This window comes from Limnohabitans sp. T6-5 (genome assembly GCF_003063315.1).
Taxonomy (GTDB): Bacteria; Pseudomonadota; Gammaproteobacteria; order Burkholderiales; family Burkholderiaceae_C; genus Limnohabitans_A.
On record NZ_NERV01000002.1, the window covers coordinates 1,299,516 to 1,323,727 of the forward strand.

Here is a 24,212-nt window from a genome sequence, read left to right on the forward strand (position 1 = left end):
AAATTAAGCAAAGCTTTTCTTGAAAGCAGCCACGGCAGCGTTCAATTCAGCCTCGGCGTCTTTGTCCAGGGCTTGTGTGCTTTCCATCTTGGCCAACAGGGCTGCGCTCTTGTCTTTGAGGTAAGCGTGCAAACCGTGTTCGAAAGCCAGGACTTTCTTGACGTCGATGTCGTCCATGAAGCCCTTGTTCACAGCAAACAGGCTGGCGCCCATCAGACTGATCGACAGGGGGCTGTACTGGGCTTGCTTGAGCAATTCAGTCACACGGGCACCGCGGTCCAGCTGCTTGCGTGTGGACTCGTCCAGATCAGAAGCGAACTGCGCGAATGCAGCCAATTCACGGTACTGAGCCAAGTCGGTACGGATACCGCCGGACTGGCCTTTGATGATCTTGGTCTGAGCTGAGCTACCGACGCGCGACACCGAGATACCGGCGTTGATCGCAGGGCGGATACCGGCGTTGAACAGCGAGGTCTCCAGGAAGATCTGACCGTCTGTGATCGAAATCACGTTGGTAGGCACGAAGGCAGACACGTCACCGGCTTGGGTTTCAATGATAGGCAAAGCCGTCAAAGAACCTGTTTTGCCAGTCACTGCACCTTTGGTGAATGCTTCGACGTAGTCGGCGTTCACGCGGGCAGCGCGCTCGAGCAAACGGCTGTGGAGATAGAACACATCGCCAGGGTAAGCTTCGCGACCTGGTGGGCGGCGCAGCAACAAGGACACTTGACGATAAGCCACAGCTTGCTTTGACAGATCGTCATAAACGATCAAAGCATCTTCGCCACGGTCACGGAAGTATTCGCCCATGGTGCAGCCGGAGTAGGCCGACACGTACTGCATCGCAGCAGATTCAGAGGCAGAAGCGGCCACCACGATGGTGTATTCCATCGCGCCAGCTTGCTCCAGAGCGCGCACCACGTTTTTGATCGACGAGGCTTTTTGGCCAATCGCGACGTAAACGCAGGTCATGTTCTGACCTTTTTGGTTGATGATGGCGTCGATGGCGACAGCTGTTTTGCCAGTCTGACGGTCACCAATGATCAGCTCGCGCTGGCCACGGCCCACAGGCACCATGGAGTCGATCGACTTCAGGCCGGTTTGCATAGGCTGGTCAACCGATTTACGTGCGATCACGCCTGGGGCGACTTTTTCGATCACGTCGGTCATTTTGGCGTTGATGGGGCCTTTGCCGTCAATCGGCTGACCCAAAGCGTTCACCACGCGGCCAATCAGTTCAGGGCCGACGGGCACTTCCAAAATGCGGCCTGTGCACTTGACCGTGTCGCCTTCGGAGATGTGCTCGTATTCACCCAAGATCACGGCGCCGACCGAGTCACGCTCGAGGTTCAGGGCCAGACCAAAAGTGGCAGTGCCATCGGCTGTGGATGGGAATTCGAGCATTTCGCCCTGCATCACATCAGACAAACCGTGGACGCGAACGATACCGTCGGTCACCGACACCACGGTGCCTTGGTTGCGGATATCGGCGCTGGCGGACAGCCCTTCGATGCGGCTCTTGATCAGTTCAGAAATTTCTGCGGGATTGAGTTGCATGACTCTTTCCTTCTTTCTTTAAATATGTCCGGTCTCAATCCGCATCAAGCGGTGAGGGCCGATTTCATTTGTTCCAGTCGGGTCTTGACAGAGGTATCGAGCACCTCGTCTCCTACCACCACACGAATACCGCCGATCAAGGCAGGTTCGATTTCAACGCTCACATTGAGCTTGCGCGAAAAACGCTTTTCGAGTGTGGCTGACAAATCGGCCAAAGCCGAAGCATCAATAGGGAATGCGCTGTAAACCACCGCGTCAGCGGTGCCACCTTGCGAATTCATGAGGACCCGGTACTGCTGTGCAACGACAGACAGCGCACTGAGGCGACGGTTTTCGATCACCAGACGCAAGAAGTTTTTGCCAGCCTCAGGCAGTGCCACATTTGCATGTTTTTGCACCACGTCAGAGATCAGCTCGAACATCTGCTCGTCAGACACCTTGGGACTGTCGGCGAACTGTTGCAGTTGCACGTTATCGGCAACTGCAGCCAGTCCGTCCAGCCAGGTGGCCGTGCCAGCGAGATCGGATGCCTGCGCCTTGAACAGCGCTTCGGCATAAGGGCGGGCGATGGTAGCAAGTTCTGCCATGGTCTTCTCTGGCTGGGGCTTTTTACAGCTCGGTCTTGAGGCGGCTCAGCAGATCAGCGTGGACACCGGCGTTGACTTCCTTGCGGAGAATCTGTTCGGCGCCTTTGACGGCCAAAGCTGCAACCTGCTCACGCAGGGCTTCACGAGCCTTGACAGACTGCTGCTCAGCTTCAGCTTTTGCAGCGACGATGATCTTGTTGCCTTCTTCGGTGGCACGTGCTTTGGCTTCGTCAACGATGCCATTTGCACGGCGCTCGGCGTCAGCCAGGCGCGAAGCCGTCTCGTTGCGCGACTGAGCCAATTCAGCCTCTACACGCGCATTGGCGTTGGAGAGTTCTGCTTTGGCTTTGTCGGCGGCAGCGAGGCCGTCAGCGATTTTCTGTGCCCGTTCGTCTAGTGCTTTTGTGATCGGGGGCCACACGAATTTCATCGTGAACCATACCAGGATCGCAAAAACGACCATCTGAATGAACAGAGTAGCGTTAATGTTCACGGTTCAGTCCTTCTTCGGGTTGAAGAGGTACGTGGATTACTTCAGAACGAAGGGGTTGGCGAACGCGAACAGCAGAGCGATAGCCACACCAATCAGGAACGCAGCGTCGATCAGACCCGCCAAGATGAACATCTTGGTTTGCAGTTCGTTCATCAACTCAGGTTGACGAGCTGAAGACTCGAGGAATTTGCCGCCCATCAAAGCGATACCGATGGAAGCGCCGATAGCACCCAAACCAACGATCAAACCACAAGCCAATGCCACCAGGCCGAGAATGTTTTCCATGAGAAGCTCCTAAAAGTTAGTGGAAAAAAGAAACAAGAAACGAGAGAAAAAGTGTCATCAATGTGCGTCGTGCGCTTGACCTGTGTAGATCAGCGTCAACATCATAAAGATGAAGGCTTGCAAGGTGATGACCAGGATGTGGAACAAAGTCCACACGGTACCGGCGACGATATGACCAATGGCCAGACCCACGCCAGTTGCCGACAATGCCCAGCCGCCACCCATGAGGGCAATCAACATGAACACCAACTCACCCGCAAACATGTTGCCAAACAGTCGCATGCCATGCGAAACCGTCTTGGCCAAATATTCAATCATCTGCATCAGGAAGTTAATCGGATACAGAGCCCAATGGTCACCGAAAGGCGCAGCAATCAGCTCATGCGCCCAGCCACCCAGACCCTTGATCTTGATGTTGTAGACCAGGCAGATGAAGAGGACGGAACAAGACAAACCCAGCGTCGAAGACAGGTCGGCGGTAGGCACCACACGCAAATAGTTCTCGAAGCCCAATGCGGGACCCGCATCGTGCCAAGCACCAGGAATCAGATCCACCGGCAGCATGTCCATGGCGTTCATCAGGAAAATCCAGACAAACACAGTCAGTGCCAATGGGGAAATCAGTTTGCGGCTCTTGGCGTTATGAATCACGCCTTTGGCCTGGTTCTCAACCATTTCAGACAAAATTTCGACTGCTGCCTGGAAGCGACCAGGAACACCCGAGGTGGCCTTGCGGGCTGCAGCCCACATCACCAAACAACCCACAACGCCCAGAATCAAGGCAAAAACCACAGAGTCGAGGTTGAACAGACTGAAGTCAACGATGTTGGTTTGCTTGACGCCTTCAAATGAAAAATTCATTTGCAGGTGCTGCAAGTGATGCTGGATGTACTCTCCAGCCGTTGGGGCGTGTGCGCCAGCGTGTTCAACAGACATAAATCACCAATCAGTTCATCAAATCAATTCAGTGCCGATTTCCGTTGCATCCAGCCCAGCGCCATGGCCAGCCAATACACCTTCATCGTCACCACGAAGCCAACCACCAAAGCAAGCCAGCTCAGATCAAAAACCACTTTGGGCGCTACAACAAGCAACGCCACGGTCAAAAGAATCTTGACCAACTCCCAGACAAACAAGCCTGCCAAAGCAGCACCCGGTTGCTCCAACCGCATTTGCCGGGACAAAGCCCGTACAAACACCACCGCAGGAATCACAACGCAAATTGCACCCCACGCTACCGACGCAGCCAACCTGAACTGTCCACTGACCCATCCGGTCAAAACAGCCACCAAGCAACCAACCAAAACCTGCAAAACCAGAACTCGCCATGGTGAGGCCATCGGGTTCAGATTTCGCCATGCTTGCGCCTCTTCGGCGGTCAGGGGCTTGAATTCAGGCTCAAGGCCAGCATCTGCGGTATCAGCAGCATCCCACGGTGTGTTTTGAGTCTTAGGCAACTTGTGATCAAGCACCTGCTCTGAGTTCGAGGAGATTTTCACCATCTCAAATTACACCGAGGTTACGCACACAGCATTTCCTGCAAAGCCTTCGATTATACGTAGAAACCCGTGCGCAATAAGCCTTTTCATCAGTTCATCAATGCACACACTCTGAATATTGCGCTTTTCAAGGGCCACAATCTGTGGTTTATTCCCCACTTTGGTTCATGCAAAAGCCCATCACAGAACGCTGCACCCTGCGCCAAACCGTCGTGTATTTCATTGCGACACATGACTGATCCAAATGGACGTCATGGCCGTGATAACTTTTTGTGCGGCCTCCAGCCGGACATCTGCTTACGCCCACTTTCTTGCACTTCAAACCTAGAAGGCACTGACAATCGGGTCTGGCGTTAAGCTGCTAAATTACATCTGAACATTTTTATGAGTGCCTCCATCACACCTCCCGCCAACACCGATCCGCGCAAAGACAGCCTGATCGAATACCCATCCATCTTTCCAATCAAGGTCATGGGCGCCATGGTCGACGGTTTTGCGCAAGCGCTGGTTGAAGTGGCGCTTCAATTTGACCCAGCCTTTGACGCGAACACCATGGAGTTGCGACCCAGCAAAGCCGGCAATTACCTGGGCGTGACACTCCACATCACCGCCACGAGCCGCGAGCAGCTCGACGACTTGTACCGCGCACTGACCTCGCACCCGATGGTCAAGATCGTCCTCTGACAACGATGCAAATTCGCCTGCTGGGTCGCATCGACTACCTGACCGCATACGAGGACATGCAGGCGTTCACCGCTGCCCGCACCGACAACACGCCCAACGAATTGTGGATGTGCGAACATCCGCCGGTGTTCACGCAGGGTCTGGCTGGAAAAGCCGACCATGTGCTGATGCCTGGCGACATCCCGGTTATCCAGACCAACCGGGGCGGACAAGTCACCTTTCATGGCCCCGGCCAGGTGATGGCTTATCCCTTGATCAACCTGCAACGTGCCGGTTACTACGTCAAGGAATACGTTTACAAACTTGAAGAATCGGTCATCCGCACCCTGGCTTATTTCGGCGTAACGGGGCACCGAGTGGCTGGCGCACCCGGCATTTATGTGCGGCTTGATGACCCCTTTAGCCATGCCGCCTTGCTGGGCCCCAGACATCCAGGAGATCCCTTCAAAGGTCTTGGCAAAATCAGCGCCCTGGGCATCAAAGTCAGCCGCCACTGCACGTACCACGGTGTCGCCCTCAACGTGGCCATGGATCTGGGGCCTTTTGAACGCATCAACCCATGCGGCTATGCCGGGTTGAAAACAGTGGACCTTTCTACAATCGGCGTAGAGACCAGCTGGCAAGAAGCTGCGCAAGTGCTGGCAGGGCAGCTGGCCGCCCGTTTATGAACACCCCCAATGCATGCCGCTGCAGCGGCAGAGACTGAAAGACACCCCATGAGCAACCACCCCACCGAACGCCCAGTGGTGCGCGAAGCACAAAGCGTTGGAAACTACGACCCCAGCGCCAAGCAAAAGGCCGCAGCCAAGCTCTCTCGCATCCCGGTCAAGGTTGAGCAGGCCGAGGTCCTCAAAAAGCCCGAATGGATACGCGTCAAGGCGGGTTCGCCCACCACGCGCTTTTACGAAATCAAGGACGTGCTGCGCGCCAACAAACTGGTGACCGTGTGCGAAGAAGCCAGCTGCCCCAACATCGGCGAATGCTTTGGCAAGGGCACTGCCACCTTCATGATCATGGGTGACAAGTGCACTCGCCGTTGCCCGTTTTGCGATGTGGGCCATGGCCGCCCTGATCCACTTGATGTGGACGAGCCCGGTAACCTGGCCAAAACCATTGCACAGCTCAAGCTCCAATATGTGGTCATCACCAGCGTGGACCGTGACGACCTGCGCGACGGCGGTGCTGACCACTATGTGCAATGCATCTCCCGCACGCGCGAGCAGTCGCCAAAGACGCAGATCGAGGTGCTGGTGCCCGACTTCCGTGGCCGCCTGGACAAGGCGCTGGACGTCATGGCGGGCGGCCTGCCCGACGTGATGAACCACAACATGGAAACCGTGCCGCGCTTATACAAGGAAGCACGCCCTGGCGCCGACTACGCACACTCGCTGAAATTGCTGAAAGACTTCAAGGCCCGCTTCCCGCACATCCCAACCAAGAGCGGCCTGATGGTCGGTTTGGGCGAAACCGACGAAGAAATTCTTGATGTCATGCGCGACATGCGTGCTCATGACATTGACATGTTGACGATTGGTCAATACCTGGCCCCCAGCAACAGCCACCTGCCCGTGCGCCGTTACGTGCACCCCGACACCTTCAAAATGTTTGAGGCCAAGGCCTATGAAATGGGCTTCACCCACGCAGCGGTGGGCGCCATGGTCAGATCGAGCTATCACGCTGATCAACAAGCCCATTCGGCATCGTTGAATACCCACTCGAAGTCATTAGAAGCGCCCGATAGTGAATGAGCTTCAAAACATCTACTCGACACAACGACGCCTATCCCATTTCATGATGGATTGAGCACGCCTTGCTCAAGCTGACATCCAACCTCGGCAACCAAGACAGGAAGCGCGGCTCCGATCGGAACCGCGCCTGACCTGCACATAACGCAACCTTCCTCCTGTCATTCGCCCGGAAAAGACCGCAGGTATTTCAAGCTTTGCTGTGCGTCCCGTGATCAAACCTGACGGTACACCTCCGCCCCCATTTTCACGAATTCGATGGCTTTGACTTCCAAGCCTTTTTGCAGGGCGGCTTGTTCGCCAATTCCTTGTTGTGCGGCAAATTCGCGCACATCCTGCGTGATCTTCATTGAGCAGAAGTGGGGGCCGCACATGGAACAAAAATGCGCCACTTTGGCCGAATCTTTGGGCAGCGTTTCGTCATGAAATTCTTTGGCCTTGTCCGGATCCAGCCCCAGGTTGAACTGGTCTTCCCAACGAAACTCAAAACGCGCCTTGGACAGCGCATTGTCACGGATCTGTGAGCCCGGATGGCCCTTGGCCAGGTCGGCCGCGTGCGCCGCAAGTTTGTAAGTGATGATGCCTTCCTTGACATCCTGCTTGTTGGGCAGGCCCAGGTGTTCTTTGGGCGTCACATAGCAGAGCATGGCTGTGCCGTACCAGCCAATGGTGGCGGCACCAATGCCACTGGTGATGTGGTCATAGCCCGGTGCGATGTCGGTGGTCAAGGGCCCCAGGGTGTAGAAAGGGGCTTCATGGCACTGCGCCAACTGCAAATCCATGTTCTCCTTGATCATGTGCAGGGGCACATGGCCGGGGCCTTCGATCATGACCTGCACATCGTGCTTCCATGCGATTTGCGTCAGCTCACCCAGCGTTTTGAGTTCACACAGCTGCGCTTCATCGTTGGCGTCGTAAATGGCGCCCGGGCGCAATCCGTCGCCCAGGCTGAAAGCCACGTCATAGGCCTTCATGATCTCGCAGATGTCTTCAAAGTGGGTGTACAGAAAACTCTCTTTGTGGTGTGCCAGGCACCACTTGGCCATGATCGAGCCACCCCGGCTGACGATGCCCGTCATGCGGTTAGCTGTCAACGGCACGTAGCGCAACAGCACGCCCGCATGGATCGTGAAGTAGTCCACACCCTGCTCGGCCTGTTCAATCAGCGTGTCGCGAAAAATTCCCCACGTTAAGTCTTCCGCCTTGCCGTTGACTTTTTCGAGCGCCTGGTAAATCGGCACAGTGCCAATCGGCACAGGCGAATTGCGAATGATCCATTCGCGCGTTTCATGGATGTTTTTGCCTGTGGACAGGTCCATCACCGTGTCGCCGCCCCAGCGGACGGCCCAGGTCATCTTGTCCACCTCTTCGTTGATGGACGAGCTCAGGGCCGAATTACCAATGTTGGCATTGATCTTGACCAGAAAGTTACGGCCAATGACCATCGGCTCGGACTCGGGGTGGTTGATGTTGCTCGGAATAATGGCGCGCCCGCGGGCCACCTCATCTCGCACGAATTCGGGCGTGATCCGGGCCGGGATGCTTGCACCAAAATTTTGCCCCGGATGCTGTCGCCCCAACAACTGGGCCATGCGCTCACCCATGGGACCTGTGGCCTTGAGCGACTCGACATATTGCTCACGTTGCAGGTTTTCACGAATGGCGATGTATTCCATCTCGGGCGTGACGATGCCTCGGCGGGCGTAATGCATCTGCGTCACATTGGCACCGACCCTGGCTTTGCGCGGCTTGCGGTGCAGGCCCGGAAAACGCAAGTCATCCAATCCGGTGTCGGCAGCACGCGCCCGACCAAATGTGCTGCTCAACCCTTGTAAAACTTCGGTGTCGCCGCGCGCCTCAATCCATCCCTGTCGCACAGCTGGCAGTCCTTGACGGACATCAATACGGGCTTGTGGGTCGGTGTAAGGGCCTGAGCAATCGTACACATGGATGGACGGGTTCTTTTCACCGCCAAAAGCGGTGGGCGTGTCGCTTTGGCTGATTTGACGCATTGGCACTTGAATGTCAGGGCGTGAACCTTGAACATAAATCTTGTGCGAGTTCGGGAGGGGTGAGATCGCCGCTTGATCCACTTTGGCCGTGGCGGCGAGAAATTTCTCTGTAGCGTTCATGGAGCATGATTCCTGAGGTGGGTGCTCCGAAGGTCGCTCCAAGAAAGCGGGCACCCCTGGAGGCACCCACAGACAAGGATCAATTGCTCTTCTTCCGCCGGTATGAACCGGATCAAGTTCTCGGGTTTGGTCAGCCATCTCAGCCCACAACATGTGGACACCCCGGAGCAATTGAAATTATAGGGACTGACTCATGACATGCAGACATTGACCACAGAACCAGCCATGTTTGTCAGCCACTATCAATTTCACATCACGCCATTCTGGGTGTGGCTCGATGCGATCAGCGGGGCATCAGCCTCGCAGGCTCATCAGACGCCAATACCTCATCTGCCCACTGCGCCAGCCGCGCCGTGTCTGATCGCAACACCTGATGTTTCACGGCCAGGATTTGCGAGGGATGCATCGAAAAGCTTCGCAAACCCAGCCCCAAAAGCAAACGCGTCATGGCGATGTCTCCTGCCATTTCGCCGCACACCGAAACGCCTTTGCCCTGCGCCCTGCACTCGGCAATCGTGTCGGCCACCAAGCGCAGCACGGCCGGATGCAAAGGGTCATACAGGTGCGCCACCGACTCGTCGGCACGGTCAATGGCCAGGGTGTACTGGATCAGGTCATTGGTGCCTATCGACAAAAAGTCAAAGTGCTTGAGGAACAGACGCAATGACAGGGCAGCGGCCGGAATTTCAATCATGGCCCCCAAGCGCACCGGCCCATAAGCCATGCCGCGCCGGTCCAGCTCTTGCCGTGCCTGATCGATCAGGGCCAAGGTTTGCCGAATCTCACTGCCATGCGCCAACATGGGAATCAGCAGATTGACTTTGCCATGAGCTGCTGCGCGCAAGATGGCGCGCAACTGCGTCAGAAACATGGCGGGATCGGCCAAGCTCCAGCGGATGGCCCGCAAACCCAAGGCGGGGTTCAGGTGGGCTGCATCGCGGCGGGCTTCATCCAGAGGCTTGTCAGCGCCCACATCCACTGTTCGGATGGTCACAGGCAAACCGTTCATGCCATCCACAGCGCGGCGGTAAGCTTCGTACTGTTCATCTTCGCCCGGCAAATTGCCTTGACGCCCCATGAACAAAAATTCGCTCCGAAACAAGCCCACGCCCACAGCACCCGCCGTGATGGCCGCGTCGGTGTCTTCGGGCATTTCGATGTTGGCCAGCAATTCGATTTTTTGTCCGTCCAGCGTGACCGCCGGGGTGTGACGCAAGCGGGCCAGCCGTTCGCGCTCCAAGTCACCCTGGCGCTGCTTGAAACCGTAGTCGGCAAGGATGATGGGCGACGGGTCGACAATCACCACGCCCGCATCGCCGTCAATGATGACCCAGTCGTCTTGCTTGACCAATTGGCTGGCCGTGCGAGCGCCCACGACCGCCGGAATGTCCAGGCTGCGGGCCACGATAGCGGTGTGGGAGGTCTTGCCGCCCACATCGGTCACAAAACCGGTGAACACGCTTTGCTTGAACTGGAGCATGTCGGCTGGCGACAGGTCGTGCGCCACCAGCACCAAGGGAACATCCAATGTGTCACCCAACTGCAACTCTTGCTGCGGCCGTGCGCGGCGGGGCGTTCTGGCCACCAATGAGCCCGTGCCTTTGAGGCTTTGGAGCACCCGCTCGGCGACCTGCTCCACATCGGCCTTGCGCTCGCGCAGGTAGGGGTCGTCCATCTCGTCAAACTGTCGGGCAATGATTTCCAGCTGACTGGTCAGTGCCCACTCAGCGTTGTACAGACGCTCCTTGATCCAATGCACCACACCCAGAGTCAACTCTTCGTCCAGCAAGAGCATCAAATGCACATCCAGCAAAGCCACGAGCTCATGTGGGGCGTCTTTGGGCATGTCTCTTTGCAGGCGTTGCAGCTCGTCAATCACCTCATCACGGGCACGCCGCAATCGCTCGATTTCTGCGGCAATTTGCTCGGGCTGGATGAAATAGTGCGCCACATCGATGCGACTGGAGGCGACCAGCACAGCGCGCCCGATGGCAATGCCTCGGGCAACAGCCAGTCCATGGATACTGAAGGTCATCTCGCCCTCCCATGATGCATCGCCTGCTCAGGCATTAGCACGCTCATTCGCCTTCGCCAAATTTGTCAGCCATGAGCGCAAGCAAGGCTTCCAGCGCTTCCTGGTCACGCTCGCCAATGGTCTCAATTACCACTTCACTGCCCAAGCCGGCAGCCAGCATCATCACCCCCATGATGCTTTTGGCGTTAATGCGCCGCTCGCCCTTGCTGAGCCAGACTTCGCATTGGAAACTGCCCGCCAGCTTGGTGAGCTTGGCGGAGGCTCGGGCGTGCAGGCCCAGCTTATTGCTGATGGTCGTGGTGGCTTGTGGCATGTCTCTTTCCTGTTTGATTTTGAGGGGCGGTGCTGCCCACGGGCATCACGCCCTGGGTGCCGCCAGCCAGGGCGCGTGCGGCCAGCGCGTCCAGGCTTTCGTGTCGGTAGCAAACGCTGCGCAGTAGCATGGGCAAATTGGCCCCCGCCACCAGACGGGTCTGGATACCGTCGTTGAGTTTTTGCGCCACGTTACAAGGCGTTGCGCCAAAAACGTCGCTGAGCAAGAGCACTTCTGGCGTGCCCAGCTTGTCCATGGCCTGGCGGGCCATGGACAGGGTGGTCTCGGGTGCCTCATGGGGCAGCACATCGACCGCGAGTACGCCCTGCGCACAGTCCGGAAAGACGTGCAGGGCGCACTCGCGCAAGGCATGGGCCAGCGGTGCATGGGCGATGATGAGGATGCCGATCATGTGTGGTTCAGAAATATGGGCTTGATTATCGGGGCTGCACGGGCTTGCTCAGCAGGAAATACAGCCAAGACAGGCAGGAGCACACGGCAAAACCCGCCCAAGCCACTTGGTAGGCGGCCACCACGCTCAAGCCCATGCCACGCGCTGTGTCCACCGCCAGACCAATGCCCCACTGCACAACGAAAATCCCCGCAAAGATGACCAGGTTGTAGGCCGACAAGGCCCGTCCCGCCAGATGCGATGGGAAAGCCATGCCCACGGCAGGCTGCGCCAGCGCCACAAAGGTACTGGACACACAAAACAACGCCACACCGACTGCAGCTGCACGCCCAATTGATGCCCCAAGCCCCACCATGACCGCCAGCACCACATAGGTCAGAGGTACACCCCAAGCGATCAAACGCTCGACTGGAATGCCCCTTTTGACCAGCATAGGGGTGACCAGGCCCCACATCCAAAATGCCACCAACATGCTGAGATTGATGACAAACAATCCGCCAGCCGCCTCCGTCGCTGCCCAGCCAGCGACCTGCGTCATCCAGGGGCCTGCCCACAACGTCTGGATGGCCACCATGCCGCCGTAGCAAAAAAACCCCAACGGCGCCATGCGCCAGAAATATTTGCTACGCCAAATCGCCTTGTAACTGCCGTCATCGTTCAAAGTTATCTTGTTAGCGTCTGGCTGCTCAACCTGAGGCTGCCAGCGCGGCACCACCCACGCGATCAGCACCATGGCCACGGCAATCATGGCCCCCAGCATCACGAACAAAGCACGCCAACCCCAAATTGGCATGAGCCATTGCACAGGCAATGTCGCCGCCAGCATGCCGGTTGAACCGGTCATCAGCATCCACGAGTTGGTGCGCAACTGAGTACTGGCATCAAACCAACGGCGATAACCGGTCAATGGGGCCATCAGGCAAGCACTCACGCCCATGCCACACAACATGCGTGCCGCCAGCAGACCCCGAAAACTGTCTGCCCATGAAAACGCCAGACAACCCAGCACCGCCACCGACAGGAATGCGAATATGACTTTTTTCGGTCCATACCGGTCTAGCCAGCGGCCCATGGGCAACTGAGTGAGAGAAAACCCAAGAAAGTAACCACCTGCCAACAAACCCAGATCCTGCGCACTCAGATTCAGCTCTTCGGTCAAGGTCGGCGACAAAGTGGCCGTGATGGCCCGCACTAGGGCAGAAAAGAAATACGCCAGCGCAAACGCCAAAAACACACCAACGGCCATGCGCCCAGTCAAATGTTCCGGGTTTTGCGGTGTCGAGTGTCCGGTTGCAGTCATGGGCGCAGGCCCTCCATCAATGTGTTGGCCAAGTCATCAGTTTTGCCTGTCGCATACACCACCGCATGCACCAGCCGCACATGGTCACCCTCGGGCACTGCGCCCCAGGCGGCGTCCACCGCAACAGCTCGGCCATCGCCCCGTTGCCCTTGCGCCTGAATGCGAACTGATGCAGCCAGCGGCAAAAAACCTGCGCCTTGCCAAACGGCTCGTGGCGACTCATTCCTTGGTTCTTTGACTTGTGCGTTGCGCAATGTGGCCTGTTGCCAGCCGGTCAACAGGGCATTCGCATCGGTGGCACTGGGCAAGGCCACCGTCATCACCGCCAAGGTGGCGTTGCCACTCTCGCAGCCGACCACCTGCATGTCCAGCGGCACACCGCCCAGGGGCACAGAACGCGTGGTGCGGTCTGGTTTGCAGGGCAATTGGGCTTTGACGGATGTGCCGTCGAACGAGACCTCACGCCAATTTTGTTCGGGGCTGCAAGCGCTCAAGGCGACGGCTACTGAGAGCCCGGCCAGAGTGGCCATTGAAAGGTTGTGCATGGCTGTGATTATCCTGAACAGCGCCTGGTGCTGTTTTTCGCGACAATGAAGCCATGAATTCACTCGACGGCATCCGCATACTCGACCTTTCCCGCGTTCTGGCGGGTCCTTGGTGCACCCAGACTTTGGCTGATCTGGGCGCCGACGTCATCAAGATTGAACGCCCCGGCAGCGGCGACGACACACGCAGCTGGGGCCCTCCGTTTTTGAAGGACGCACAGGGCCAGGACACGGCTGAAGCCGCCTACTACCTGGGCGCCAACCGCAACAAGCGTTCCGTGACCTGCGACATTGCCCAGCCCGAAGGCCAAGCCCTGATCCGCGAACTGGTCAAGCACTGCGATGTGTTTGTTGAAAATTTCAAAGTGGGCGACATGGCCCGCTACGGCCTGGACTTTGCCAACCTGAGCGCGATCAACCCCAAACTGGTCTATTGCAGCGTGACCGGTTTCGGTCAAACCGGTCCTTACCGCGAGCGTGCTGGGTATGACTATGCAGTTCAAGGCATTGGCGGCCTCATGAGCGTGACGGGCGAACGCGACGATTTGGGCGGCGGCCCACAAAAGGTTGGTGTGGCGGTGGCCGATTTGTTCACTGGCATGTACGCCACCGTTGCCATTCTCGCTGCCTTGCGTCATGCCGAACGCACAGGCGAAGGCCAGCATGTGGACATGGCTTTGCTCGACACCCAGGTCGCCATGTTGGCCAATTTGGGCTCCAACTACCTGGTCAGCGGCAAGGTGCCCGGCCGCGCTGGCAACTCGCACCAGAACATCGTGCCCTATCAAGTGTTTGAGGTCATGGCGCCTGCTGATGCGGAACCTGACACACGCGACCACCTGATCCTGGCGGTGGGCAATGATGGTCAGTTCGCCAAATTTTGCGATGTGGCCGGTCATCCGGAATTGGCCAAAGATACACGCTACGCATTGAATGCCGACCGTGTGCGCCACCGGGCTGAATTGGTGCCCTTGCTGGAAGCTATCATGAAAACCCGCCCCAAAGCCGTGTGGCTCAGTGCCCTCGAAGCCGCCAAAGTGCCCTGTGGCGCCATCAACACCCTGGGGGAAGTGTTTGCAGACCCGCACATTCAGGAGCGCGGCATGGTCAGCGACTGGGTACACCCCGTCAAACCTGATTTGAAGCTGGTAGCCAGCCCGATCAAACTCAGCCGCACGCCCGTGCGCCAGGACTTGCCACCGCCGATGCTGGGTCAACACACCCAGGAAGTGCTGGCCGAGGTGCTTGGCTGGTCTGCCGAACAACTGGGCCCGCTGCGCGGCAAAGGAGTGATCTGATGGCGAACTTTTTCCTGGTTCACGGGGCATGGCACGGCGCTTGGTGCTGGCAGCGCGTGTTGCCCGCACTCATCCGTGCCGGCCACCGCGCACATGCGGTCACGCTGACCGGTGTGGGTGAACGTGCCCATTTGCTCCATCCCGGCATCACGCTGGACACCCACATTCAAGACATTCTGGCCGCCATGGATGCCGAAGAAATGGACGATGTCGTACTGGTGGTGCATTCTTATGCTGGCATGCTTGGCACGGCGGTGGCTGACCGCCGACCTGAGCGCTTGCGGCATCTTGTCTACCTGGATGCCGTTTTGCCCAAACCCGGCGAAAGCTGGAGCAGCACCCACGCCAGCGCCACACGCAATGCCCGCATCGGCGCTTCACAGGCCGATCCAATGCACAGCTTTCCAGCGCCGGACCCCTCGGTCTTTGGTCTGAGTGCTGAAGACCACGACTGGGTTCAACGACGCCAAACCCCTCATCCTGGTGGGCCCTACACGCAGGTGCTGAATTTTGACCCGGTCCGTGTGGCCAGTGTGCCGCGCACTTTCATCAACTGCACTGAGCCCCCTTTGGGCACCATCGACATCAGCCGCCTGCGCATGATTGACCCGAAATTCTGGGACGGTTCCTGGTTGCCTGGCTCACAAGTGGTGGAGATGACGACAGGCCACGACCCGATGGTCAGCGACCCTGAAGTTTTGGTTCAACATTTGCTGTCGCTGGCTTGAACTTTGAAATCATTGCTTTGTTTTTCAGAGCCCCCTGACCATCGCATCGGTCTTCTACAATCCTTTGATGACCCGTCTGTACTCACTTGTTTTGTGTATTGCTGCTGTTTTCTTGTCAGCATGCAGTGCTGAACGCGCGCCCGTTTCATCATTTGTTTTGCTGGACGGTAGCAAGCTATCCACTGAACAGCTTCAAGGCAAAGTCACTCTCGTGAATTTTTGGGCCACCAGCTGCACCACCTGTGTGGCGGAAATGCCTGAAATCGTCACCACTTACAACAAGTACAAGGGTCAGGGCTATGAGACTCTGGCGGTTGCCATGAGCTACGACCCGCCCAGCTATGTCGTCAACTTTGCGCAGTCACGCCAGCTGCCCTTTAAGGTGGCGATTGACAACACCGGTGCAGCCGCCCATGAATGGGGCAAGGTCCAGCTCACCCCCACCACGTTCTTGCTCAACAAACGTGGGGAGATTGTCAAACGCTATGTGGGTCCGCCCAACTTCAACGAACTGCACCAACTGATTGAACAATTGTTGGCGCAGTCCTGAGCCTTGAAGCCAGCAAGCGTAGGCCCCGTTCAATCTTTGCGGAAGGTGTCGTGACAGGCTTTGCAACTTGCACCCGCAGAACCCATGGCTGACTTCAGAGTCTCCAGATTTCCAGTTTTTGCAGCCACATTCAACTTGGCAATTTCAGATTGCATTTTTTCAGCCGCCTCTTTGAACTTGGCTGATTCTTTCCAAATTTCTGCCTTGGCACGTGTCTCACCTTTGTCAGTCCCTTCACCAAATGCGGCCCAAGGCAACTTAGACATCATGGCGACCATGTCTGCATTCTCTGCTGCAGCTTTAGCGTCAAAAGGCGCACGACCATTGGCCATGGCGCCCAAACGTGAAAAATGAGCACCCATAACCGTCAACGCAGCCTTTCGGTACTTGACGGCATCTTCCGGTTTGGCAAACTGTGCGTGTGCTGGCAAGGCCATCACCAAGGCCAGCAAGGTTCCGGTCAAGTTGTATTGAGGTTTCATCAGAGACTCCATGAGGTTGAATGAGCGGTGACTTTTTAGTCATCACCAACTTTTTAGTCTCGCATATTTTTTCAATACCCGCATCCACGAAAGCAATTATGGTCACGGTTCGTATCTGGGATTTACCCACACGCCTGTTTCATTGGGCTTTGGCTTGCGCCGTCGTTGGTCTGGGTATAACTGGCCTGGTAGGAGGAAATGTCATGGTTTGGCACTTCCGATTCGGCTATGCCGTGTTCACGCTTTTAGTGTTTCGCCTGTTCTGGGGTCTCTTGGGCGGGCGTTGGTCTCGGTGGAGTACTTTGCCATTGGGTTTTCGCCCTTTTACGTCCTACTTGCAAGGTCGATCCACGCCAGAACAATTGGCAGGGCACAACCCCCTGGGTTCCTTGTCTGTGCTCGCAATGCTGTTCTTTTTATCTCTGCAAGTGGCTACTGGCCTAGTGAGTGATGACGAGATTTCAAACTCAGGGCCATTTTCTTCTTTGGTTTCTAGCACCCTGGTCACATGGGCCACCAGTTGGCACAAACATTGGGGCAAGCTCACATTGATTTTCCTGGTCTCGATTCATCTCTCGGCCATCGCCTGGTACCACTGGCGTCAACATCAGCTTCTGTTGCCAGCCATGTGGCATGGATACAAGAATTTGGAAGTACCGGTTGACGCTTCTCGGGATGATCTTCCAAGCCGGGTCATGGCCGCATTGATTTTTACGCTGTCTGTCGCTGTAGTTTTTTATCTCGTCTCACTGGGTGCCTGAGTGCCCCACTGAACAGCGCGTACGACACCGGTCTAGCGCTACACTCTGATCAATTTCATGACAGGCCTTCACCTTGGACAACCCACCTGTAGATTTGTTGACGCCCGAATCACCCGCTGATTGGGAGGCTGTTCGCAGTATTTTCAAAGAGTATGCGCAATCGCTTCAGGTGGATTTGTGCTTTCAAGGCTTTGAAGAAGAACTGTCTGCACTTCCCGGGGAATATGCCGCACCCCGAGGCGCATTGTTGCTGGCCATGGTCGATGGACACGTGGCAGGGTGTTGCGCACTAAGACCTCTCGACGCTTCAGACTACACGAACGCTGCAGAAATGAAGCGGCTTTATGTGAGGCATGTTTTCAGGGGTTTGGGGCTGGGCCGTCAACTTGCCGAAGCCATTCTGGATGCCGCTCAACGAGCTGGTTATGGTTGCGTGTTGCTGGACACACTGAACGACATGGAAGCTGCCCGAGCACTTTACGAAGACTTGGGCTTTGCAGAAATACCACCGTACTATCACAACCCCCACGCAGGCGCCCATTACTTGAAGGTCGATATTGGCTGAGTCCAATGCTCAGCCTCATCATATAAAAGGGCCTTTCGGCCCTTTTTTGATGACATGTCAGAACAATTATGCTTTGGCTTGGGCGAGCAGTGTCGCAGCGTCACTGACTTCGAATTTGCCGGGGCCTTCGATGTTCAATGCGACCACCTTACCATCTTTGACCAGCATGGAATAACGATTGCTGCGCAGTCCCATGCCACGGGTGGTCAGGTCCAGGGTCAGGCCCGTGGCTTTAGCGAAATCAGCACTGCCATCGCCCAGCATGCGGACCTTGCCATCCGACTTCTGGTCACGCGCCCAGGCACCCATTACGAATGCGTCGTTGACGCTTAAACACCAAATTTCGTCAACGCCAGCGGCCTTGAAGGCGTCAAAATTTTCCACGTAACCTGGCACGTGCTTGGCCGAGCAGGTGGGCGTGAATGCACCTGGCAAAGCAAACAGGGCAATGGTTTTACCGGCAGCGGCTTTGCTCACATCCACAGGGTTGGGGCCAATGCTGCAGCCATTGCCTTCCACCTCGATAAATTCCATCAGCGTGGTTACGGGCAGTGTGTCTCCGACTTGGATCATGATTGTCTTCCTGTTTGAAAATGAATGGACGAAAAAAAACGACCCACCATTGTGGGTCGTTTTTCTAAAGATTGCAGCGTTGCAGCCTTTTGGGCTTAAACCGCAGCAGCCTTTTCAACCAGGCGCGTAGCGACCCAGTTTTTAGTCTTCGAAATCGGCTTGCTTTCAGTGATTTCGATCACGTCGCCCAGGTGAAACTCACCCTTTTCGTCGTGTGCATGGTATTTGCTCGACTTGGCCACGATCTTGCCGTAGAGGGCGTGCTTCACACGACGCTCCACCAGCACGGTCACGGTCTTGGCGCGCTTGTCGCTGACCACCTTGCCAATCAAGGTGCGCTTGAGGGATGTTTTAGCTTCCGTCATGGTCACTCCTTACTTGGCGGCTTGCTTTTGGGCAAGGATGGTTTTGGCACGAGCGATGGCACGGCGAGTCTGGCTCAATGTACCGGTGTTGCCGAGTTGTTGCGTGGCTTTTTGCATACGCAGACCAAAGTGGGCTTTTTGCAGCGCCTTGATCTCGTCTTTCACACCAGCAACGTCTTTTTGGCGCAATTCAGCAGCGTTCATTTCTTGTTTCTCCTGAATTATTGGCCAATCATGCGAGCCACGAATGTGGTACGCAGAGGCAACTTGGCAGCGGCCAATTTGAAGGCTTCGCGGGCCAACTCTTCTGGCACGCCTACGATTTCGTAGAGCACCTTTCCGGGTTGGATCTCGGCCACGTAGTACTCGGGGTTACCTTTACCGTTACCCATACGCACTTCAGCAGGCTTGGTGGAAATCGGTTTGTCGGGGAACACGCGAATCCAGATGCGACCACCACGTTTGACGTGACGGGAAATCGCACGACGTGCGGCTTCGATCTGACGGGCCGTCAAACGGCCGCGATCTGTGGACTTCAGGCCGAAGTCACCGAACGCTACCGTGTTGCCACGGGTAGCGACGCCGGTGTTGCGGCCTTTCTGTTCCTTGCGGAACTTTCTGCGAGCAGGTTGCAGCATGTTGTTACTCCTTATTGACCGTCAGCTGCTGCAGCTGGCGCGGCGACTGTGCGTACGCGCTTAACGGCGGGTTTGGCATCACCTCCTGCACCGGCGGGCTTGTCGCTACCGTCAGTGGGGGCTGTGTTGGTGCCTGCGGGACGACGTGGGCCACCACGACGATCGCCTGTTGGGCGGTCACCAGGGCGGGCATCACGGCGTGGACCACGTGGGCGGCGCTCTTCTTCGGCACGTGGCTCAGCCAGTGCAGGAGCGTCGTTGCGGCCCAGTGTGTCGCCTTTGTAGACCCAGACCTTGACACCGATGATGCCGTAGGTGGTCTTGGCTTCGGAAGTGGCGTAGTCGATATCAGCGCGCAGGGTGTGCAATGGCACACGGCCTTCGCGATACCACTCGGTACGCGCAATTTCGATACCGTTCAGACGGCCAGCCGACATGATCTTGATGCCTTGGGCACCCAGACGCATGGCGTTTTGCATGGCACGCTTCATGGCGCGGCGGAACATGATCCGCTTTTCGAGCTGTTGGGTGATGCTGTCAGCAATCAGTTGAGCATCGATTTCAGGCTTGCGCACTTCTTCGATGTTGACCGCGACGGGCACGCCCAGGCGAGCAGCGAGTTCTTTCTTGAGCAACTCGATGTCTTCGCCTTTTTTGCCGATCACCACACCTGGACGAGCCGAGAAGATGGTGATGCGGGCGCTCTTGGCTGGACGCTCGATCAGCACGCGGGAAACCGCAGCGTTCTTGAGCTTGGCCTTGAGGTACTCACGCACCTTGATGTCTTCGGCCAGCATGCCGGCGAAGTCTTTGTTGCTCGCGTACCAGCGGCTTGCCCAGTTACGGCTGACAGCCAGGCGGAAACCGGTAGGATGGATTTTCTGTCCCATAGTTCTTCCTGATTAATTGCCGACCGTCACATACACATGGCATGTGGGCTTGCTGATGCGGTTGCCACGGCCTTTGGCGCGGGCGGTGAAGCGCTTGAGCGTGGTGCCTTGCTCGACGTAGATGGTTTTCACCTTCAATTCGTCGATGTCGGCGCCGTCGTTGTGCTCAGCGTTGGCAATGGCGGACTCCAAAACCTTCTTGACGATGCCCGCAGCTTTTTTCTGCGTGAACGTCAGGATGTTCAGAGCTTGATCCACTTTTTTGCCGCGAATCAAATCGGCGACCAGGCGGCCTTTATCGACCGACAAACGGACGCCCCGGAGGACTGCACGTGTTTCCATGGTCTTTCCTTATTTCTTCTGGACTTTTTTGTCCGCAGGGTGACCCTTGAATGTCCGGGTCAGTGCGAATTCGCCCAATTTGTGGCCAACCATCTGGTCAGTCACATAAACAGGAACGTGTTGCTTGCCGTTGTGAACAGCGATGGTCAGACCGATGAACTCGGGCAGAACCATGGAGCGACGCGACCATGTCTTGACGGGCTTTTTATCTTTGGTGGCGACGGCTTTTTCAACCTTGGCCAACAAATGGTGGTCAACGAATGGACCCTTTTTGAGAGAGCGTGTCATTGTCTAACCCTTACTTCTTGCGACGCGACACGATCATGACCTGTGTGCGCTTGTTGTTACGGGTACGGTAGCCCTTGGTGAGGTTGCCCCACGGGTCTACTGCATGACGGCCTTCGCCGGTACGGCCTTCGCCACCACCGTGCGGGTGATCCACTGGGTTCATCGCAACGCCACGCACGGTTGGGCGGATGCCCATCCAGCGCTTGACACCGGCTTTGCCCAATTGACGCAGGCTGTGTTCTTCGTTGGCGACTTCACCAATCGTGGCACGGCACTCGATGTGGATCTTGCGAACTTCACCGGAACGCATACGCACTTGAGCGTAGATGCCTTCGCGAGCCAGCAGGGTTGCCGAAGCACCCGCCGAGCGAGCGATCTGTGCACCCGCACCGGGCTTGAGCTCGATGCAGTGAATGGTCGAACCCACTGGGATGTTGCGAATAGGCAAGGTGTTGCCAGCGCGGATCGGGGCTTCAGCACCCGACAACAGTGTTGCACCGACTTCAATGCCGCGGGGGGCAATGATGTAACGGCGCTCGCCATCGGCGTAGCACAACAAAGCAATGTGCGCAGTACGGTTTGGATCGTACTCAATGCGCTCGACTTTCGCCGGGATCGCATCTTTGTTGCGCTTGAAGTCGACCACGCGGTAGTGGTGCTTGTGACCACCGCCTTTGTGGCGAGTTGTGATGTGACCGTTGTTGTTACGGCCCGACTTCTGGTGCTGGGGTTCCAGCAACGGAGCGTAGCCTTCACCTTTGTGCAGGTGATCACGGGTGACCTTCACCACGCCACGACGGCCTGGGGAGGTTGGTTTGATCTTGATGACAGCCATGATTACGCAGCCTCCCCGGACAGGTTCAGCTCTTGACCTGGTTGCAGCGTGACATAAGCCTTGCGAACGTTGTCGCGACGGCCAATGGTCTTGCCAAAACGCTTGGTCTTGCCCTTGGTATTCACTACAGACACGCCTTTGACCTCGACCTTGAACATCAATTCCACAGCGGCTTTGATTTCAGGCTTGGTAGCGTCCTGCAGCACTTTGAATGTCACAGCGTTGGATTTTTCAGCAACCATGGTGGCCTTTTCGGACACGATGGGAGCCACCAGCACGGACATCAGACGACCTTCGTCAAACTTCACGGCGCTCATGCGAACATCTCCTTGAGTTTGTCCATGGCACCTTTGGTCACGAGGACTTTCTTGAAGTTCACCAAAGACACGGGATCTGCATAACGTGGCTCAACAATCAGGATGTTGATCAGGTTGCGCGATGCCAGGTACAGGTTTTCGTCGACTTCGTCAGCGATCACCAGCACGTTGTCCAGGCTCATGGCCTTGAACTTGGCAGCCAGTGCTTTCGTCTTGGGTGTCTCGACTTTGAAGGAATCCACCACAGCCAGGCGGCCTTCGCGGGCCAACTGAGAGAAGATCGAAGCCATACCTGCGCGGTACATCTTCTTGTTGATCTTCTGGGTGAAGTTTTCGTCAGGCATGTTCGGGAAAATCCGACCACCGCCACGCCACAGAGGCGAGGAAGTCATACCAGCACGTGCACGACCAGTACCTTTCTGTTTGAAAGGCTTCTTGGTGGAGTGGTGAACTTGTTCACGATCCTTTTGGGCGCGAGTGCCTTGACGGGCGTTTGCCTGATAAGCCACCACGATTTGGTGAATCAGGGCTTCGTTGTATTCACGACCGAACACGGTTTCAGGCGCGTCTACTTTGGAGGCGGCTTGACCTTGGTCGTTCAGGAGTTCGAGCTGCATCAGTTCGCTCCTTTAGCTTTAACGGCGGGACGCACAGTCACGAACCCACCTTTGGAACCGGGAATGGCACCTTTGATCATTAACAGACCACGGGCTTCGTCAACGCGAACCACGGCCAGGTTCTGTGTGGTGCAAGTGACATCACCGAGGTGACCCGACATTTTCTTGCCAGGGAACACGCGGCCAGGATCTTGCGCCATCGAAATCGAACCAGGCACATTGTGCGAACGGCTGTTACCGTGCGATGCGCGCTGCGATTTGAAGTTGTGACGCTTGATCGTGCCGGTGAAGCCCTTACCGATGGAAGTGCCTTGCACGTCCACTTTTTGGCCCACAGCAAACACGGCTGCCACAGGCACAGTAGCGCCAGCGGCGTACTGGGCGGCCGTGTCGGCGGTCACGCGGAATTCTTGAATGATTTCACCGGCTTCCACACCGGCTTTGGCCAGGTGACCAGCGATAGGCTTGGTCACACGCGATGCCTTGCGGGCACCAAATGTCACTTGCAAAGCGACATAGCCATCGTTCTCTTGGGTTTTGACCTGGGATACGCGGTTGTTAGACACATCCAGCACTGTGACAGGAACTGCGTCCCCATCATCAGTGAACAGACGCATCATGCCCACCTTGCGACCCAGCAACCCGAGGGAGTTGCTCAGACTCATTGTTTTCTCCAAAACTTCCACCGAGGCCACTTCAATTGGCAACCCCGTTTGGTATGTGAAAGACTGTTAATAAATCTCACCCCAAAAGAGGTGAGCCTGAAATTATAGCCCGACTCACCATTTCTGGCAAATCGGGCCATGTTTCAAGTTTTTGGATGGCTTTACAGCCACCCCAAACCGCATTACTGCAGTTTGATTTCGACGTCCACGCCAGCGGGCAGATCGAGTTTCATCAAGGCGTCCACAGTTTTATCTGTAGGGTCCACGATGTCCATCAAACGCTGGTGCGTACGAATTTCCAACTGGTCACGGCTGGTCTTGTTGACGTGCGGCGAGCGCAGGATGTCAAAACGCTTCATGCGTGTTGGCAAAGGCACGGGGCCCTTGACAATCGCGCCGGTGCGCTTGGCAGTGTCAACGATCTCGGCAGCGGACTGGTCGATCAGTTTGTAGTCAAACGCTTTGAGGCGAATGCGGATTTTTTGCTTGGATGACATGTCAATTCCTTGTGGTGAGTGTTCTGCTTGCTGCAGCGCAAGGGACCAGGCCCCTTGCGCCACTGATCCACAAAAGAATTAAGCGAGGATCTTGGCAACAACGCCAGCGCCAACGGTACGGCCGCCTTCGCGGATAGCGAAGCGCAAACCTTCTTCCATCGCGATGGGGTTGATCAGCTTCACAGTGATCGACACGTTGTCACCAGGCATCACC

Annotated in this window: 33 protein-coding genes, 1 pseudogene and 1 riboswitch; of the genes and pseudogenes, 8 read left to right on the top strand and 26 right to left on the bottom strand. The window is 56.6% G+C overall.

Annotated features, from left to right (window positions below):
* Positions 1-3: 3 nt before the first annotated feature.
* Genes atpA through B9Z51_RS11810 form a run of 6 tightly spaced genes read right to left on the bottom strand, consistent with a single transcriptional unit; the run spans position 4 to position 4,424 of the window.
* On the bottom strand, positions 4-1,557 hold the full coding sequence (atpA, locus tag B9Z51_RS11785) for a F0F1 ATP synthase subunit alpha (RefSeq protein WP_108374732.1): 1,554 nt from the start codon (positions 1,555-1,557) through the stop codon (positions 4-6).
* Positions 1,558-1,601: 44 nt separating this feature from the next.
* Entirely contained in the window at positions 1,602-2,144 is a 543-nt protein-coding gene (locus B9Z51_RS11790; protein ID WP_108374734.1) for a F0F1 ATP synthase subunit delta, read from the bottom strand.
* Positions 2,145-2,166: 22 nt separating this feature from the next.
* On the bottom strand, positions 2,167-2,637 hold the full coding sequence (locus B9Z51_RS11795; protein WP_108374736.1) for a F0F1 ATP synthase subunit B: 471 nt from the start codon (positions 2,635-2,637) through the stop codon (positions 2,167-2,169).
* 36 nt (positions 2,638-2,673) lie between these two features.
* A complete protein-coding gene (gene atpE, locus B9Z51_RS11800) occupies positions 2,674-2,922 on the bottom strand; it encodes a F0F1 ATP synthase subunit C (RefSeq protein WP_019429175.1) in 249 nt (82 codons plus the stop codon).
* Positions 2,923-2,979: 57 nt separating this feature from the next.
* Positions 2,980-3,858, bottom strand: a complete 879-nt coding sequence (gene atpB, locus B9Z51_RS11805) for a F0F1 ATP synthase subunit A (protein WP_108374738.1) — start codon at positions 3,856-3,858, stop codon at positions 2,980-2,982.
* A gap of 23 nt (positions 3,859-3,881) precedes the next feature.
* Positions 3,882-4,424: an ATP synthase subunit I gene (locus tag B9Z51_RS11810; protein ID WP_108374740.1), complete on the bottom strand. Its 543-nt coding sequence runs from the start codon at positions 4,422-4,424 to the stop codon at positions 3,882-3,884.
* A 381-nt stretch (positions 4,425-4,805) separates the two neighbouring features.
* Between B9Z51_RS11810 and B9Z51_RS11815 the strand changes: the two genes are divergently transcribed.
* Genes B9Z51_RS11815 through lipA form a run of 3 tightly spaced genes read left to right on the top strand, consistent with a single transcriptional unit; the run spans position 4,806 to position 6,853 of the window.
* The gene (locus B9Z51_RS11815) at positions 4,806-5,105 is read left to right on the top strand and encodes a DUF493 family protein (RefSeq protein WP_108374742.1); all 300 of its coding nucleotides are present in this window, start codon (positions 4,806-4,808) and stop codon (positions 5,103-5,105) included.
* Between the two features lie 5 nt (positions 5,106-5,110).
* A complete protein-coding gene (gene lipB, locus B9Z51_RS11820) occupies positions 5,111-5,773 on the top strand; it encodes a lipoyl(octanoyl) transferase LipB (RefSeq protein WP_108374744.1) in 663 nt (220 codons plus the stop codon).
* A gap of 48 nt (positions 5,774-5,821) precedes the next feature.
* Positions 5,822-6,853 (top strand): lipoyl synthase, encoded by a 1,032-nt coding sequence (gene lipA / locus B9Z51_RS11825; protein WP_108374746.1) that lies wholly within the window; start codon positions 5,822-5,824, stop codon positions 6,851-6,853.
* Positions 6,854-7,065: 212 nt separating this feature from the next.
* On the opposite strand, the gene thiC is transcribed toward lipA, so the two are convergent.
* From thiC to B9Z51_RS11855, 6 genes are all read right to left on the bottom strand, one after another.
* Positions 7,066-8,982, bottom strand: coding sequence for a phosphomethylpyrimidine synthase ThiC (thiC, locus tag B9Z51_RS11830; protein WP_108374748.1), 1,917 nt, complete (start codon positions 8,980-8,982; stop codon positions 7,066-7,068).
* Between the two features lie 72 nt (positions 8,983-9,054).
* A riboswitch (TPP riboswitch) is annotated at positions 9,055-9,157 on the bottom strand.
* 108 nt (positions 9,158-9,265) lie between these two features.
* On the bottom strand, positions 9,266-11,017 hold the full coding sequence (gene ptsP, locus B9Z51_RS11835; RefSeq protein ID WP_108374750.1) for a phosphoenolpyruvate--protein phosphotransferase: 1,752 nt from the start codon (positions 11,015-11,017) through the stop codon (positions 9,266-9,268).
* Positions 11,018-11,060: 43 nt separating this feature from the next.
* On the bottom strand, positions 11,061-11,330 hold the full coding sequence (locus B9Z51_RS11840; RefSeq protein WP_108374752.1) for an HPr family phosphocarrier protein: 270 nt from the start codon (positions 11,328-11,330) through the stop codon (positions 11,061-11,063).
* The gene (locus B9Z51_RS11845) at positions 11,299-11,742 is read right to left on the bottom strand and encodes a PTS sugar transporter subunit IIA (protein WP_108374754.1); all 444 of its coding nucleotides are present in this window, start codon (positions 11,740-11,742) and stop codon (positions 11,299-11,301) included. The genes B9Z51_RS11840 and B9Z51_RS11845 overlap by 32 nt, the downstream gene beginning before the upstream one ends.
* A 25-nt stretch (positions 11,743-11,767) precedes the next feature.
* Positions 11,768-13,042 carry an MFS transporter gene (locus B9Z51_RS11850; protein ID WP_108374756.1) on the bottom strand — a complete coding sequence of 425 codons (1,275 nt, stop codon included), beginning with the start codon at positions 13,040-13,042 and terminating at the stop codon, positions 11,768-11,770.
* Positions 13,039-13,587 carry a hypothetical protein gene (locus B9Z51_RS11855; RefSeq protein WP_108374758.1) on the bottom strand — a complete coding sequence of 183 codons (549 nt, stop codon included), beginning with the start codon at positions 13,585-13,587 and terminating at the stop codon, positions 13,039-13,041. Before B9Z51_RS11855 ends, B9Z51_RS11850 begins: the two co-directional genes overlap by 4 nt.
* A 53-nt stretch (positions 13,588-13,640) precedes the next feature.
* On the opposite strand from B9Z51_RS11855, the gene B9Z51_RS11860 reads away from it, so the two are divergent.
* From B9Z51_RS11860 to B9Z51_RS11870, 3 genes are all read left to right on the top strand, one after another.
* Entirely contained in the window at positions 13,641-14,885 is a 1,245-nt protein-coding gene (locus B9Z51_RS11860; protein WP_108374760.1) for a CaiB/BaiF CoA-transferase family protein, read from the top strand.
* The gene (locus B9Z51_RS11865; protein WP_108374762.1) at positions 14,885-15,613 is read left to right on the top strand and encodes an alpha/beta fold hydrolase; all 729 of its coding nucleotides are present in this window, start codon (positions 14,885-14,887) and stop codon (positions 15,611-15,613) included. Before B9Z51_RS11860 ends, B9Z51_RS11865 begins: the two co-directional genes overlap by 1 nt.
* Before the next feature lie 67 nt (positions 15,614-15,680).
* A complete protein-coding gene (locus tag B9Z51_RS11870) occupies positions 15,681-16,163 on the top strand; it encodes a TlpA disulfide reductase family protein (RefSeq protein WP_108374764.1) in 483 nt (160 codons plus the stop codon).
* 29 nt (positions 16,164-16,192) lie between these two features.
* Here B9Z51_RS11870 and B9Z51_RS11875 read toward each other — a convergent pair whose 3' ends face one another.
* The gene (locus tag B9Z51_RS11875) at positions 16,193-16,645 is read right to left on the bottom strand and encodes a cytochrome c (protein ID WP_108374766.1); all 453 of its coding nucleotides are present in this window, start codon (positions 16,643-16,645) and stop codon (positions 16,193-16,195) included.
* A gap of 20 nt (positions 16,646-16,665) precedes the next feature.
* Here B9Z51_RS11875 and B9Z51_RS11880 point away from each other — a divergent pair, with 20 nt between their 5' ends.
* On the top strand, positions 16,666-17,406 hold the full coding sequence (locus B9Z51_RS11880; protein ID WP_233254931.1) for a cytochrome b/b6 domain-containing protein: 741 nt from the start codon (positions 16,666-16,668) through the stop codon (positions 17,404-17,406).
* A 73-nt stretch (positions 17,407-17,479) separates the two neighbouring features.
* A complete protein-coding gene (locus tag B9Z51_RS11885) occupies positions 17,480-17,971 on the top strand; it encodes a GNAT family N-acetyltransferase (protein ID WP_108374768.1) in 492 nt (163 codons plus the stop codon).
* A gap of 66 nt (positions 17,972-18,037) precedes the next feature.
* On the opposite strand, the gene B9Z51_RS11890 is transcribed toward B9Z51_RS11885, so the two are convergent.
* The 13 genes and pseudogenes from B9Z51_RS11890 to B9Z51_RS11950 all read right to left on the bottom strand — a co-directional run.
* Positions 18,038-18,544, bottom strand: coding sequence for a peroxiredoxin (locus tag B9Z51_RS11890; RefSeq protein WP_108374770.1), 507 nt, complete (start codon positions 18,542-18,544; stop codon positions 18,038-18,040).
* 95 nt (positions 18,545-18,639) lie between these two features.
* The gene (gene rpsQ, locus B9Z51_RS11895; protein WP_108326813.1) at positions 18,640-18,909 is read right to left on the bottom strand and encodes a 30S ribosomal protein S17; all 270 of its coding nucleotides are present in this window, start codon (positions 18,907-18,909) and stop codon (positions 18,640-18,642) included.
* 9 nt (positions 18,910-18,918) lie between these two features.
* A complete protein-coding gene (gene rpmC / locus B9Z51_RS11900; protein WP_053172813.1) occupies positions 18,919-19,113 on the bottom strand; it encodes a 50S ribosomal protein L29 in 195 nt (64 codons plus the stop codon).
* A gap of 17 nt (positions 19,114-19,130) precedes the next feature.
* Complete coding sequence (gene rplP / locus B9Z51_RS11905) at positions 19,131-19,547, bottom strand: 50S ribosomal protein L16 (RefSeq protein WP_019426900.1); 417 nt, start codon at positions 19,545-19,547, stop codon at positions 19,131-19,133.
* Positions 19,548-19,558: 11 nt separating this feature from the next.
* Positions 19,559-20,437 carry a 30S ribosomal protein S3 gene (rpsC, locus tag B9Z51_RS11910; RefSeq protein WP_100120206.1) on the bottom strand — a complete coding sequence of 293 codons (879 nt, stop codon included), beginning with the start codon at positions 20,435-20,437 and terminating at the stop codon, positions 19,559-19,561.
* 12 nt (positions 20,438-20,449) lie between these two features.
* On the bottom strand, positions 20,450-20,779 hold the full coding sequence (gene rplV, locus B9Z51_RS11915) for a 50S ribosomal protein L22 (RefSeq protein ID WP_019426902.1): 330 nt from the start codon (positions 20,777-20,779) through the stop codon (positions 20,450-20,452).
* 9 nt (positions 20,780-20,788) lie between these two features.
* Positions 20,789-21,067, bottom strand: coding sequence for a 30S ribosomal protein S19 (rpsS, locus tag B9Z51_RS11920; protein WP_005796963.1), 279 nt, complete (start codon positions 21,065-21,067; stop codon positions 20,789-20,791).
* A 10-nt stretch (positions 21,068-21,077) separates the two neighbouring features.
* Complete coding sequence (gene rplB / locus B9Z51_RS11925) at positions 21,078-21,902, bottom strand: 50S ribosomal protein L2 (protein ID WP_108374772.1); 825 nt, start codon at positions 21,900-21,902, stop codon at positions 21,078-21,080.
* A gap of 2 nt (positions 21,903-21,904) precedes the next feature.
* On the bottom strand, positions 21,905-22,219 hold the full coding sequence (gene rplW, locus B9Z51_RS11930; protein ID WP_053172819.1) for a 50S ribosomal protein L23: 315 nt from the start codon (positions 22,217-22,219) through the stop codon (positions 21,905-21,907).
* Positions 22,216-22,836 carry a 50S ribosomal protein L4 gene (gene rplD, locus B9Z51_RS11935; protein ID WP_053172821.1) on the bottom strand — a complete coding sequence of 207 codons (621 nt, stop codon included), beginning with the start codon at positions 22,834-22,836 and terminating at the stop codon, positions 22,216-22,218. Before rplD ends, rplW begins: the two co-directional genes overlap by 4 nt.
* Positions 22,836-23,501, bottom strand: a complete 666-nt coding sequence (rplC, locus tag B9Z51_RS11940; RefSeq protein ID WP_108374774.1) for a 50S ribosomal protein L3 — start codon at positions 23,499-23,501, stop codon at positions 22,836-22,838. The genes rplD and rplC overlap by 1 nt, the downstream gene beginning before the upstream one ends.
* Positions 23,502-23,683: 182 nt before the next feature.
* Positions 23,684-23,998 carry a 30S ribosomal protein S10 gene (gene rpsJ, locus B9Z51_RS11945; protein WP_019426908.1) on the bottom strand — a complete coding sequence of 105 codons (315 nt, stop codon included), beginning with the start codon at positions 23,996-23,998 and terminating at the stop codon, positions 23,684-23,686.
* 78 nt (positions 23,999-24,076) lie between these two features.
* Positions 24,077-24,212 (bottom strand): annotated as a pseudogene (locus tag B9Z51_RS11950) (elongation factor Tu); the annotation flags it as partial.

Excerpts from the sequence above, each read along its gene's own strand:
- rplP (WP_019426900.1), bottom strand. The coding sequence starts at position 19,547 with ATGCTGCAACCTGCTCGCAGAAAGTTCCGCAAGGAACAGAAAGGCCGC.
- B9Z51_RS11890 (WP_108374770.1), bottom strand. The coding sequence starts at position 18,544 with ATGATCCAAGTCGGAGACACACTGCCCGTAACCACGCTGATGGAATTT.
- B9Z51_RS11880 (WP_233254931.1), top strand. The coding sequence starts at position 16,666 with ATGAGCGGTGACTTTTTAGTCATCACCAACTTTTTAGTCTCGCATATT.
- B9Z51_RS11855 (WP_108374758.1), bottom strand. The coding sequence starts at position 13,587 with ATGCACAACCTTTCAATGGCCACTCTGGCCGGGCTCTCAGTAGCCGTC.
- B9Z51_RS11870 (WP_108374764.1), top strand. The coding sequence starts at position 15,681 with ATGACCCGTCTGTACTCACTTGTTTTGTGTATTGCTGCTGTTTTCTTG.
- rplD (WP_053172821.1), bottom strand. The coding sequence starts at position 22,836 with ATGCAGCTCGAACTCCTGAACGACCAAGGTCAAGCCGCCTCCAAAGTA.
- B9Z51_RS11850 (WP_108374756.1), bottom strand. The coding sequence starts at position 13,042 with ATGACTGCAACCGGACACTCGACACCGCAAAACCCGGAACATTTGACT.
- B9Z51_RS11790 (WP_108374734.1), bottom strand. The coding sequence starts at position 2,144 with ATGGCAGAACTTGCTACCATCGCCCGCCCTTATGCCGAAGCGCTGTTC.
- rplV (WP_019426902.1), bottom strand. The coding sequence starts at position 20,779 with ATGGAAACACGTGCAGTCCTCCGGGGCGTCCGTTTGTCGGTCGATAAA.
- rplW (WP_053172819.1), bottom strand. The coding sequence starts at position 22,219 with ATGAGCGCCGTGAAGTTTGACGAAGGTCGTCTGATGTCCGTGCTGGTG.
- rpmC (WP_053172813.1), bottom strand. The coding sequence starts at position 19,113 with ATGAACGCTGCTGAATTGCGCCAAAAAGACGTTGCTGGTGTGAAAGAC.
- B9Z51_RS11810 (WP_108374740.1), bottom strand. The coding sequence starts at position 4,424 with ATGGTGAAAATCTCCTCGAACTCAGAGCAGGTGCTTGATCACAAGTTG.
- lipA (WP_108374746.1), top strand. The coding sequence starts at position 5,822 with ATGAGCAACCACCCCACCGAACGCCCAGTGGTGCGCGAAGCACAAAGC.
- ptsP (WP_108374750.1), bottom strand. The coding sequence starts at position 11,017 with ATGACCTTCAGTATCCATGGACTGGCTGTTGCCCGAGGCATTGCCATC.
- atpB (WP_108374738.1), bottom strand. The coding sequence starts at position 3,858 with ATGTCTGTTGAACACGCTGGCGCACACGCCCCAACGGCTGGAGAGTAC.
- lipB (WP_108374744.1), top strand. The coding sequence starts at position 5,111 with ATGCAAATTCGCCTGCTGGGTCGCATCGACTACCTGACCGCATACGAG.
- B9Z51_RS11815 (WP_108374742.1), top strand. The coding sequence starts at position 4,806 with ATGAGTGCCTCCATCACACCTCCCGCCAACACCGATCCGCGCAAAGAC.
- rplC (WP_108374774.1), bottom strand. The coding sequence starts at position 23,501 with ATGAGTCTGAGCAACTCCCTCGGGTTGCTGGGTCGCAAGGTGGGCATG.
- B9Z51_RS11865 (WP_108374762.1), top strand. The coding sequence starts at position 14,885 with ATGGCGAACTTTTTCCTGGTTCACGGGGCATGGCACGGCGCTTGGTGC.
- thiC (WP_108374748.1), bottom strand. The coding sequence starts at position 8,982 with ATGAACGCTACAGAGAAATTTCTCGCCGCCACGGCCAAAGTGGATCAA.
- B9Z51_RS11860 (WP_108374760.1), top strand. The coding sequence starts at position 13,641 with ATGAATTCACTCGACGGCATCCGCATACTCGACCTTTCCCGCGTTCTG.
- rpsJ (WP_019426908.1), bottom strand. The coding sequence starts at position 23,998 with ATGTCATCCAAGCAAAAAATCCGCATTCGCCTCAAAGCGTTTGACTAC.
- rpsC (WP_100120206.1), bottom strand. The coding sequence starts at position 20,437 with ATGGGACAGAAAATCCATCCTACCGGTTTCCGCCTGGCTGTCAGCCGT.
- atpA (WP_108374732.1), bottom strand. The coding sequence starts at position 1,557 with ATGCAACTCAATCCCGCAGAAATTTCTGAACTGATCAAGAGCCGCATC.
- atpE (WP_019429175.1), bottom strand. The coding sequence starts at position 2,922 with ATGGAAAACATTCTCGGCCTGGTGGCATTGGCTTGTGGTTTGATCGTT.
- rplB (WP_108374772.1), bottom strand. The coding sequence starts at position 21,902 with ATGGCTGTCATCAAGATCAAACCAACCTCCCCAGGCCGTCGTGGCGTG.
- rpsQ (WP_108326813.1), bottom strand. The coding sequence starts at position 18,909 with ATGACGGAAGCTAAAACATCCCTCAAGCGCACCTTGATTGGCAAGGTG.
- B9Z51_RS11845 (WP_108374754.1), bottom strand. The coding sequence starts at position 11,742 with ATGATCGGCATCCTCATCATCGCCCATGCACCGCTGGCCCATGCCTTG.
- B9Z51_RS11875 (WP_108374766.1), bottom strand. The coding sequence starts at position 16,645 with ATGAAACCTCAATACAACTTGACCGGAACCTTGCTGGCCTTGGTGATG.
- rpsS (WP_005796963.1), bottom strand. The coding sequence starts at position 21,067 with ATGACACGCTCTCTCAAAAAGGGTCCATTCGTTGACCACCATTTGTTG.
- B9Z51_RS11840 (WP_108374752.1), bottom strand. The coding sequence starts at position 11,330 with ATGCCACAAGCCACCACGACCATCAGCAATAAGCTGGGCCTGCACGCC.